Here is a 12,315-nt window from a genome sequence, read left to right as displayed (position 1 = left end):
GGCAGTAGGGGCAGTTTACCTGGATAGTTATCTCGCACATAACTTCCTATAAACACCCTTGCTGCCATACTTATTCCAACATCATACATTCTAGAACACAGCCCTTTATCTATAGATGCTGGTATAGAGATGAGACTACTGAAGAGGCAACTATTAAAGTTTAATTATTTTGTGATAATAGCTTTTATCATTCTTTATGAGTTCCAGTACATAAAGCCCATGCTGGAGCTGTGAAATATCGAACGTCTTTGTGACAACCTGGGCTTGCAGGACATCATTCAGAAGCGTTCTTACTTTCACTCCTGTAGCGTTGTAGAGATTCACCTGCACGTTAGAAGCAGCATCTATACTTAATTTTACTTCGATGTTTAGAGAAGCAGGGACAGGCGAAACAGTAAATCCCGCATCTGTAGCACTGAATCTACTGTTATGGAATAGTGCACTGGGAGCATAACCATTCGGCCCCCCTCTCTCATTAGGGTATATACGCTGATCTAACTTGAAGTGCATTTTAGTTACCGTTCCATCACCGGCAGAACCCAATACATAAAACTCCTCCAAGTCTATTTCTGTGTTCGATGTTCCATCGTTGTTGAGAAAGATAGGGTATCTTAATGCAGAGCTACTCCAATCAGCTGCAGCATAAAAAGGAACTCTGTCTGACCAATGAATCAAATCATTGGAAAATCGAAACGCTGCTTTAATAGTATGATCTCCACTTCCCATGATAAATTCTTCCATACCTATAAATTCCTCTGTGCCTTTTATTCTTGCTACAGAAAACCTGATGGTGTTTCTGTCGTGGGGGATAACAGGCTTATTTTTGGGACCTTCTTGCTTAAAAAATTCAGCTGCCTTTTCTTTTGTAAAACCTACAGGTAGCGACGGAACCCACCCGCTTCCCGACCACGTTTCGTAACGGGCAGGAGTTAATAGATTGCCAACATGAGAGCGAATAAGCTTTACACCACCATTATTGTTTCTAGATTCATCAACTACGAAAATGTACAGGTAATCTCCATCTATTATGGAGGAAGGGTGTCTGAGCCCAGTGGAAGCCTGTGAGCCGTCCTGATGCAGGTAACCTGCGGACGGCCAGGCAATGGGGCCAATGTCATTTAAATACGCACTGCCCCAGTTATTGTCTTTGCTGTAAGTAGTCCAGTTCCCGTTCAAAAAACCAAAGTAAGCGTCCCAGCAATCCTGGTAAGGTACACCACCTGAATAGGTGCTTCTGTTATTTTTATCAATTACAAAGTCTGTTCTTATAGTATTCTGGTAAAGGTTGTGACCTATTTTCTCATTTTTGTTTTCACCATGACTGATAGCGAAGAGTATTGGCTGTTCCGAAGGTGTATATTCTACCACATGCGCAGAAAAAATGCCGTTGTAGTTTCTTCTCCAATGATAGTTCTCCCATTGGGGTTGATGCTCATATCCCGGACTCTGAAGAAAATTGGGATCATAAAATTTCCCCCACCAATGAGAAGAAGAGACAATCCATTTGACTTCACCACCTTGCCAGCTACCCACGTGCAGAATATCATCCTTTGGCTGACCAAGTGAAAAAAAACTCTTCCACATAGAAGAAAAATGTGTTGTGAAAATGTACTGGTAGGACTCCCCTTTTATCACCAAGGGAGGTGCCTCATTCCAGAAAGCAGGTGATTTTTTAGTGTGCTTAAACTGTGTTTTATAGGTATTTATAGAATAATCTCTCAAATCAAGCGATTGAGCAGATGCAATGAAATTAAAAAGCAAAAAAAAACCTATCAGTAAATATTTCCTCATATACCTCTTGCTTTTGTTAAAAATTTCATACTGGCCTGAGGCTTTATACAGAAATGATAACCTAATTGTTTGTGATATAGAAAACTTTAAAATGGGCAATACTATCAGATTTGAAGCGAGACAAATCTTATGGCACGCAGATCTCTATTTATCAAGCATTTATCGGAGCCGACATCACACAGTTCTTATTGTTATATGCAGCTAGCACTTAGTTATTTAAGTGAACGCATCTCCCTTTTCAGGAATGGAAACAGCAAGTTGCAGCTGCTCAAAAATCCCGTTGAAGATTGCAGAGCATCAATAATGACAGCACTTAGCAGTTGTTTAAAAACTATCACTAAATAGCTAATACAGATGCAAATAGTTCTTTTAGGAGCCGGAATTAAATGTAAATTTGTGCTCTTTCATACGCTAAATTCCATGACAAAGCAGGAGAAAATCCTATACACCCTGATTGTATTATTCTTTGTAACACTGTTCCCGTCATACCTTCGTATAGTCAATATCATCATCACAGGAGGAATAGTAGTATACTGCATTACAATAACTTCGTTGAAGGAAAAGTTAGAAGTGCTTCGGCAGCGGAAATCCATTCAGTTGATGCTGTTCTTTTTCCTGCTGGTACTCATAAGCACAGGTTTATCAGATAACATTGATAAAGGAATAAGCTACCTGGTGCTCCGTCTCCCCCTGCTATTGTTTCCGATAAGTCTAGGATTGGTTTACCTGCGTAAAAGCTTTAAAGAAAAGCTGCTTTTAACCTATGCGGGTATTACAACACTTGTATGTTTACTCTGTTTGGGAACCGCTTTATACCATTACTTCACACTTCAACGAAACGATGCAGTCTATAACGACAACCTCACGCTCCTTATAAAGCAGCAGTCGGTGTACATTGCGCTTCTGGTAAACTTTGCGATTTACATATTCTTATACTTTATCCTGTTCCGCAGAACAGCACACAAAGGATGGATGGCTGTAGCGGTATTATTTATGTTTGGTATCAGCTACCTTTTAGGCAGCCGTATCAATATGGCTGCTTTACTGGCTCTTTGTATTGGCCTATGTGCCTATTACATCGTCAGGAAACGTATGCTGCTGGAGGGGCTGGCTCTGTCATTTGCCTTACTTATCAGTGCTTTTCTGGTATTTAAATTTCAGCCTCAAATGCTGAACCGCTACCGGGAACTGGCTTACAGCAACTATTCTTATGAAAACAAGGGGAGAGAAAGCCATTACAATATGGAACTAACGACTGACCAGTGGAACGGAGCAAATTTCAGGTTAGCAGCGTGGAATTGTGGGTGGGAGTTGTTTAAGGAGAACCCCCTGGTTGGGGTAGATTTGGGAGATAAAAAGGAAGTTCTTATGCAGAAATACCAGCAAAAGAAATTTTACTTTGCTTTTGATACAAAAAAGAATGTCCACAACAATTACCTGGATATTTTATACAGCATGGGCTTTATAGGCTTGGCTGCCTTTCTGGCCGCATGGATTGTGTTTCCGCTTGTAAGTGCAATCCAAAGCAAGGATACGCTGGCCGCGATGATGCTGCTGACACTAACCCTAGCCTTAGTTACGGAAATTTATTTAGACAGGAGTTTCGGGGGTATTATTGCAGGATTTTTTGTGCCCTTTCTCTTAGCAGACAAAACAAAAAAAGGACAGCCGTAGTGCTGTCCTTTTCTGATTTTCACTTATAAAGCAGTCCTTTTTAGGCTGGCAATTTACTACAGACAGAGCTAGGCAGACAGTGCCTCAGCCGGAAGTTGTTCCTCTTCTTTAGGCTGTGTCACCTCTCTTTTAACTGTTATCTCATTGTCCTTCAGATACATGTCTATAGCCTCTTCTGTATCTCCAATGAATTTCAGCTCACCATTCTTTAGGAATGCTGCTCTGTTACAATACTGGCGGATAACGTCCATGGAGTGACTAACTAAAATAACGGTCTTACCTTTTATCCAGGAACTCTCGAAAACTTTTATCGCCTTCTCCTGAAACTTAGCATCTCCAACAGCGAAGATTTCATCCAGAAACATGATATCAGCTCCAGCATTCACCGCGATGGAGAATCCTAGGCGTGCCACCATACCTGAAGAAAAAAATTTAATTTTTGTATCAATAAAACCCTCCAGTTCAGCGAAGGCTACAATCTCATTAAAAATTGCATCAATTTCTTTGATTTTCAGTCCTAATACAGAGCCAGAAACATAAATATTCTCTCTTGCTGTTAGTTCATGACTCATTCCAACACCTAAGTTCATCAACATGGTGGAGCCTTGGATATCAATATACCCACTATCCGTAGGATATACGCCTGCCAATAATTTGATAAGCGTTGACTTTCCACAACCATTACGGCCTAATAATCCGATACACTCCCCTTTCAGAATATCAAGCGACATACTTTTAAGAGCAGGTATATATTTTTTTCTTGAAGGGTTGAATATATTGAAGAGCCTATGCTTTACAGTATTATGACTATCTTCAGAAATCTGAAAGGTCTTACTAATATTTCTTGCTTTTATAGCTATGTTCTTTTCCATGATCAACAATATTAAAGCTTCTCGGCAGCTTTCGACCCAAGTTTGTTTAAGAGTATAAGACCTAAAAATAAAAATATAAAAGCATAGCCATAATCGAAAATCATAAGTTCGAAGTCCGGTGTTTGTCCTTGCATCATCACCCGGCGAGCATTTATGATGATACCAGCTAATGGATTCGCATAATCAAAAGTAGGCAATGCTTCCTTGAACACAGATAACTTGTAAAATATTGGGGATAAGAAGAAAAGAAAAGTAGTAAAAACCTGCCATATCTGAGCTATATCTTTCGCTACAATGTAAATGCATGATAGTATGATTGATAGACCAAGAGATAAAATAAAAATATTTATAAACAGAGGGAATATCCACAAGTTATTGATATTAAACCCCAACGATTCATTTTCAATAAAAACGTAGAAAACGATAAACATCAAGATATTGAAGCAAAACCCAATGGAGTTACTAATGATGGTTGAAATATAAATTTCAAGTTTATCCATATTCGTGTATTCATAGAGGTGCTTCTTTGTGTTTAGGATAGATATTGTACCGGTTGTACTTTCCAGAAAGAAATTCCAAAATACAAGGCCTATAAATATATAAGAGGCGAATGCAGGAATGTCAGCACTTAGTATCACTTTGAATACTATATAATAAATACTAACATCTATAACAGGTTTAAGTAAAGCCCAGAGCAGACCGAGCGTATTTTCGTAATACCTGAGTTTGAATTCAATTTTGGCTAAAAGCCACAGCCTTTCGGATCTGTTAGTGTTAACAAACCAATTGTTTAAAATACTAATCATGATGTCATTTTAATATAACTGTTTTACATGATATGCAATTTTTCTGGCATATCTGTTTCTCTTTATAAGCAGCAAAATCTTATTCGAAATTTTTCTACTAAAGGGAAATTTACTTAAGGTAAGGTAATCTAGAGATGGATTATCTATGAACAACCCTGAACCATTGGACATTTGTAAGTTGTGTAAATCATAGGCAAATTTAGTATATAGAGATCTATGTTTCGTAGTTATATAATTTAGTAGAAGTAGCTTTTTCTCTTTTGAAACTCCTCTTATCATAGAGGTTTTCCTCACTCTGTAGTGAAACAGAACTTCGGGTAACACTACACCTCTATACCCGTTACTCACCAAAGATATAACACTATCATAGTCTTCAAGTCCTTGGAAAGGCATATTTTCATCATTCAATCCACTGGTTAAATAAGCTTCGGTTTTATAGACCAATGAACTAGAATTGATTAGATTATGATACATTAAGATTGGTGGTTCAGGAGTAAAGGTCGGCCATACATCACTTGACTTTTCAAAGTACCGCGTCCAGCAGCCTACAAAGCTAACATTGTCCTGATGTTGAAGTACATTTATTGCTTTTGAATAATATTCCGGCAAGACAATATCATCGGCATCTAAAAAAGCCAAGTATTTACCTGTAGCTATACTTGCACCTAAGTTTCGGGCAGCAGCAAGCCCTCTGTTAGGCGTTGAGATAATCTTTGTCTTCGGGCGTCCCTCTAATTCTTTAAGCTTTACCAAGCTTGCTTTATCTGTAGTGCCATCATTTACAATGATTATTTCAATGTTATTATGTGTAACCTTAGTAAGCGATTCTATTGTGTCTTCGATATACTGCCCCATATTATAGTAGGGAATTACAATAGAAAGAAAATCAGCTTTTTTTGAGTCAGTTGTTTCCTGCTTACACGTGGAGACCAAATGGTGACAAAAAGGGAACTGTTTGCTTCGTGTCTTGGAAAAGATCACGCTTTGCAGTAGTGCTACTTTTTCAATGTATATGCTTTGGGGATCAAAGCATTCCTTAATTTTGCGAATTGCATTGTTGCTTATTTCTAGTCTCTGTACAGGTGTAAGTTCTAAAATCCGATTCAGTTGCGAATAAAAACTTTCCGGGAATGTATGGTCGAACACAAATCCGTTAATCCCATCATCAACAATTTCTGTCTGCCCCCCCTGCTTTGAAACAAGAACTATCAACCCCATGCTCATCATCTCCATGACAACGTATGGAAGATTATCAACAGTGCTTGGAACAATAACTACTTTAGAATCATGTAAGCGCTTGTGTAATTGGGATGGGTCAATTTTGTGCTCTAAGTGCAGTAAACCTCTGTCTATAGCACCTTTATATTTTTTTCTGATGATGTCACCCATGGTTTTACCTTCAGGGTGGTACACAATATCTTGTGCTCCAATCATATTTAATGGTTCTGAAAAACCATTATCCCAAAGTTCGGTGAAATAACGCAGCAACTCAAAAGAGCCTTTTTGCACTGACAATTTCCCCAAAAAGACGATTTTACCTGGCTCTGTATCAGTAGCTCTCTTTTGAATTCTACAATCACCTCTGTAAGGATTAGGCAGAACAATTATTTCTTGTCCTTCTAAGCTAAATCTTTTTGATACTTCTTCAACAAGGTACCTGCTAGGAGATATTAAAATGTCTGCTGACTTGATGCAGAATCGCTCCATTTCTCCTATCCAGAAATTGGGGTACGTGTAAAGCGGAACGTGATTAAACTCTAAATAAAGGAAAGCGGGTGAATGCATCGTTATTAGCACAGGTATATCTTTACACCAGTCATAATGTAGGTGTTTATATTGTAACAGGTAGTATGCGATACCTAAATACTCCTGTGACTCTATAATATCTGGCTTTCCTTCTCTTTCGATGAAGCTTTTAACGATCTGTGCAAACTCATAACTTACACATGTCGAATAGCCTAAAAAAGATGAAGACTCTGATAAAGTGGGATTAAAACGAACTACTCTAATGCCAGGCTGCTGCTCAACTTTAAGGGTACTAATAGAGCTGTCATTAATAAACACCGTAACCTGATGTCCATTTTCAGCAAGCATTTTTGCAGTGTAAAAGCAATAAGTGCTAATCCCACCTCCAAAAAAAGGAGGATATTCAGTAGTCAACAACCAATATTTCATTGCTACGATTTTTGGCTAGAAAAAAATGGGATTGGTTTATTCCCTTGCAGCATCTTAATTAAATGCCCAATACGTTTATACCACCTCGGTAGTACCTCATACTCTCTGTAGTACCAGGAAATTGGCTTATCTATATGCGCAGCAAGAGCAGGATTTTGTTGAATTAGTTGCTTATTATGAAATATCAAATCATTGATAACTATACTTATTATCCTGTCTTTTTTCTTCGTAACTAAATCTTGTACCCTTTCTCTGTTAAAAGACACCTTGTTCCAATCTAAATTAGACAGCTTTTCCAAATGATGAAGACACAAAAGCACTTCGTCACTTAAGCTAAAATCAAATTTCTTTTTCGATAAAATGTCTTCGAAAAATATCTTAACATGAATTTCTAGATCTTCATCTGAGAAATTAGCTTCAAGAAAATTATTGAAAAAATGTTTGAAGGAGGCAAAGTAATTCTGCCGGTATTCAGCTAAGACTGCTTGATTGGAATAAATGTGACTGGTTAGCGAGTTCTTGTGTTTTCGGTAAAAGTACAGACTTTTATCATCTATAAACTGAAAGCGGAATTTTGCGGCAGCTCTGAGCCAAAAATCCATGTCTTCCATTCTGAACTTATCTAGCGCATAGCCCTTTAATTCTACATGTACATTCCTGCGGTATAAGAAGCATGCTCCAATAATACAGCTAAACAACAAGTTCTCCGGAGCACCTCCATAATACTCCAGCACATTGTCTTTTTCATCAACGAAGCTGTAGGATGAGTAAATAATATCTGTATCCACATTCCTCTCTAATTCACCTAAGAGAGTTTCTAAAGCTTGTGGTGCAAAGTAATTATCATCTGATGTCCAGGTCAAATAATCACCTCTAGCACTATCAAAACCAATATTAAGCGATTTTGGCAGCTTACAATTAACCTCATTATTGATGACACGGATTCTGGTGTCATGCTTACAGTACTCCTCCACTATATTCCGTGTATTGTCCGTAGAGCAGTCATTCACTATAATCAATTCGAAATTTTTGTACGTCTGCTTTAAACAACTCTCAATAGCCTTAACTATAAATTCACCACCATTAAAAGTGGGCAGTACAATAGAAATTAGGGGCATCATGCTCATATTCAGAATGTAGGCTGAGCAGGTTCTGTAATATCCATGGCCAACTTAGCTAGGGAATATCCGGTACCACTATCATGGTGACGGAGCAAATTAGATATAAACGCTACATAATGCAGGTAAGTGTGCCGTGTATCAAGCTGTTCAACAAATTCAGATGACAGGTTGGGTCTTACTTTATTTTCAAACGCTTTTTGCATTTCCAAAGCCAGATTTTTCTCAAATTCAGAAGTAGATTCAAGTTCCCAGATTTGTCCCTTGTACCTAGAGATGTTTACCGGAGGCGGAACCAAAGCAACTCCATTTAACCCTGAAAACTGGCTAGCAACACCAGTTTCAGTTGAAACTATCGGCAAGTTTGCAGCTAAAGCCTCTAATAAAACCAAAGGACCTCCCTCGAAGAAAGCACTATGCACAAAAGCGTCAGCCATATAATAATAAGCCGCAGGATTTGGTGTTTCACCGGCATACATAATATTGCTTTCTAATCTATTTCTGGAAATATACTTTTGGATATTGCTCCAGAGTTGTTGCTCATATACTTTTCCCAGAATTATCAGCTTGATATTCGGGTTATTTTTGAAAGCCTGATGAAAAGACTTTACTGCACTTAAATGATTTTTTTGATGGGTTATGGACCCTACACTTAAAAAAACAAAATCACTGGTGGAAAATTGGTGTTTTTTTCTCAATGCCTCACGTTCATGCTCGACATCCATTTTTTTGAAGAAGGAAGTATTGATTCCGTTCGGAATAACAAAGCATTTCTCAGCCTGTATACCTAACCTGCTGATACTATAGTCTTTTACAAACTCAGAAACACAGATGAAGGCAGTCGTAGAGTTCGCAGCTTTAATATACTCTTCAGCCTGTTCATGAGAGAACCACATATAGGTATTATGAATAACCTGTATCAGCGGTATATTCATTTGAAAACATGTCTCTGCACCATGAATAGAGTAATGACAGATGATTAGCTTTGGTTTTGCTGCTTTAAGGAGTAAGCCATACGTCATCGGACTATATTCTGTAACACAGACATTCATTCCTTTGTTAATGGCGCGATCTACTCCTGCTCCAGCTTCACCGAGAACGAGCATCGTAATTTTGTAACCTGAACTTATTAATGTCTCATTCAAATCTAAAACAACATTCTCAAGTCCACCTGCAAGAAAATTATCGACCTGTACCAGAATATCACAAGGAGCAATGAATGGCACATTAGCACCCACGTCAGGAGCGCTGTGTGTTGCTGTCGTATTATCTACTGAAGGCAGACATTCTGGACTATAGCTTTTGAAATTGGCTTTTAGCCAGATTTTACGGGCAACTTTACCACGTAAGGTATGGTAAGGAAGCGCCTTCTTTACAAGCTTCTTTTTGAGAGATTCATGATATAATGTATTGTCTTCCCTGCTTTCAATAGCATGTTTAGATAACAGAGATTCTTGGAGGTATCTTTTACCACTATTATTCATCTCCTGCAGTTTACTATAAACCTGCAAATTAGCTTCTGCCATGCTGTTTCTTAAGGTTTCAGTTGGCATGTTTCCTGAAATAAAATCTCTAATCCTGATGTACTGCATGCCAAGAGAGGTAAAATCCCCCATATGTTCACAGTCCACAATAGGTACAATCCCCATAGCTATGTACTCTACCAGTTTAGTAGGACATGCCGCATGATTAACAATAATATCTTCACGAAGTATAAATCCATAATGGCACTCCTCGTAGCATTTCAGCAATTCATGGTGTGGTTTACTATCCACTGTGACAAGATTCTCCTCTTTGATATACGCTGGAAGCATCTCTAATACTTCAGCAGGATTTGGACAATAAAATTTATGTATGCAATGCTCTCTTGTAGCGACAATAGCATCAATCATTTTTGGCACCTGCTGCCATTTGTGTGTTCCACCAGCGTAAACAACAATTGGCTTGCCCTGAATGTATGGTTTTGCAAAGCTTACAGAACTGATGTTTGGGAAAATAGGTAAGGTAATAACTTTTGTTCCGTATAAAGCTTCCCGATACTTTTGCTGAAAGTACTGATGCATAGCTTCTGATACAACAATAAAAAGGTCGGCCTCTTTCACAGCCAGTTTTTCATGTTCATCATAGAGACACGCACTATAAAAATCGTTGTGCAAGCGAAACTCTTCTGGTACAACACCGTGAATGTCAATCACTTTCTTGACACCACGCCAATTCATAAAAGAGCCAAACTTGCTATCCTCCATTCGGAGAACACTGTGATAATAAACCGTTCTACACCGGAGCACACAAAGATTAACAAGAAGCTTCATGAACCATTTGTAGCGGTGGTTATTGATATGTAGAACAAGAACATTAGGTTCTGGCCTGTCATACCAGGTATCTATACCTTCAGTTTTGAAGTGGTCTACGTAAACCCGCCATCTATCTTTAAAAAGGTTATCAATGGATCTAATTCGCTGCCAATATCCGTCTCTTTCCCATTTCGGATATGGATAACCACCAAAAAACACAATTCCCCTCAGGTTGAAGATAAAAGACAAGCCATTTTTAAAAAGCCATTTCGCTTTTTTAAGGGCACTTTTAGTAGAAGCTGGCTGACCAGAAGAAAAAACACCAATTTTAACAAGGAAATCGACCATTGCTAAATTACACTCTGCTTTGGCGTAGATACCATCAGAAACGTTTGCAAGCTTTTGTTCAATTTTAGCTATAAGCAGAGTATCACATGGCACCTTTTTAAGCCCTATATTAATACTATCCAGGGCATTCGACCAGTCTGCCTTACTGTCAGTAAACTGACTGGCTTCATTGATTAGCACAAGTAACTGCTCAGGTATGGCATGTCCGCAGTTAAGTAAGTGATTTTTTATGGCTGTGAACTCATTATCGTAATGGTTTATCAATTTAGTTAAACTCTCCACATAAGTGGTCTGGTATTCTAACTGTAAAGTACGCTCACCAAGTCCTTTTAGAGCAAAAACAATATCCTGTGCATAAGAAATAATAGGTTTTTCCGGACGTCTTTTCCAGGTAAAGCCATGCTTCTTTTCCAGGTATTCTCTGTTTTTAGAAGCCTTACCTTTGAAGTATTCCTGTTGTAACTGTCCAAATGATGCTGAACCAAAGTGATGCATAAAGACATCACGTGACAGCCCGATGTCTATACCCATTGCGGTTAAACGTGCACAATAATCATCATCTTCATAGCCACCAGGAAAAAAGTTCTCATCAAGTAGCCCAACCTGGTTGAATACAGACATTTTGATAAGCACACAGAAGAAAGTAACATCTGTAAAAACTACATTTCCTTTCCACGCTTGATACCAGTTTTGAGCAAAATTATTTATAGTAGAAAATGAATTCGCAGGCACACATTCAGTTTGAGTGTCTAAACAGGCAACAAGCTCAACCTCGTAATCCACGGGCACACACTGCTCACTGTCTGCTTTGTTTGTAACAGCACTTATAACCGGTATTTGTTTTTCAACAAGCCTGTCGAGCCAGTAATCCGACACAATAACATCACTGTTTAATAAACACAAGTGGGTTAGTTCATTGTCTTTCTGGAATTCTTTTATACCGTAGTTATTACCTCCTGCAAATCCCTTGTTTTTGTTCAGTTGAATAAATTTCCAGTCTAATTTCTCCTCTGATACATGCTTCTCAAAAGCTGCACGAATGGTTTGGCGTTCATTAGTTCTGGAGGCGTTATCGATTAGCAGAACTTTGAAAGGAACAGCATTTTTAGCTTGTCTTAAACTAGCAAGTGTTGCTCTAACTGCTAAAGAAGCATTATAAGATACAATTACGATACCAACTTTGGGTTGCATGAAACAGAGGTAAAAGTATGAATGAATAAATTGTGCTGTAAATGTT

General features: G+C 38.4%; 7 protein-coding genes. 1 reads left to right on the top strand and 6 read right to left on the bottom strand.

Going from position 1 to position 12,315, the window contains the following annotated elements:
- Positions 1-153: 153 nt before the first annotated feature.
- Positions 154-1,791, bottom strand: a complete 1,638-nt coding sequence (locus ACYVB1_RS00700; RefSeq protein ID WP_460919461.1) for a T9SS type A sorting domain-containing protein — start codon at positions 1,789-1,791, stop codon at positions 154-156.
- A gap of 354 nt (positions 1,792-2,145) precedes the next feature.
- Here ACYVB1_RS00700 and ACYVB1_RS00695 point away from each other — a divergent pair, with 354 nt between their 5' ends.
- Positions 2,146-3,465: an O-antigen ligase family protein gene (locus tag ACYVB1_RS00695; RefSeq protein WP_460919459.1), complete on the top strand. Its 1,320-nt coding sequence runs from the start codon at positions 2,146-2,148 to the stop codon at positions 3,463-3,465.
- Positions 3,466-3,533: 68 nt separating this feature from the next.
- On the opposite strand, the gene ACYVB1_RS00690 is transcribed toward ACYVB1_RS00695, so the two are convergent.
- From ACYVB1_RS00690 to ACYVB1_RS00670, 5 genes are read right to left on the bottom strand one after another with little or no spacing between them, the layout of a single operon-like run.
- Positions 3,534-4,337 (bottom strand): ABC transporter ATP-binding protein, encoded by an 804-nt coding sequence (locus tag ACYVB1_RS00690; protein WP_460919457.1) that lies wholly within the window; start codon positions 4,335-4,337, stop codon positions 3,534-3,536.
- Between the two features lie 11 nt (positions 4,338-4,348).
- Entirely contained in the window at positions 4,349-5,143 is a 795-nt protein-coding gene (locus ACYVB1_RS00685) for an ABC transporter permease (RefSeq protein ID WP_460919455.1), read from the bottom strand.
- A 9-nt stretch (positions 5,144-5,152) separates the two neighbouring features.
- A complete protein-coding gene (locus ACYVB1_RS00680) occupies positions 5,153-7,318 on the bottom strand; it encodes a glycosyltransferase (RefSeq protein ID WP_460919453.1) in 2,166 nt (721 codons plus the stop codon).
- Between the two features lie 2 nt (positions 7,319-7,320).
- Complete coding sequence (locus ACYVB1_RS00675) at positions 7,321-8,445, bottom strand: glycosyltransferase (protein WP_460919451.1); 1,125 nt, start codon at positions 8,443-8,445, stop codon at positions 7,321-7,323.
- Between the two features lie 2 nt (positions 8,446-8,447).
- Entirely contained in the window at positions 8,448-12,269 is a 3,822-nt protein-coding gene (locus tag ACYVB1_RS00670; RefSeq protein WP_460919449.1) for a glycosyltransferase, read from the bottom strand.
- Positions 12,270-12,315: the final 46 nt, after the last annotated feature.

The organism is Pontibacter brevis (assembly GCF_054779655.1).
The sequence above is the reverse complement of the archived record's forward strand: the minus strand, read 5'-3'. Positions and strand labels throughout refer to the sequence as shown.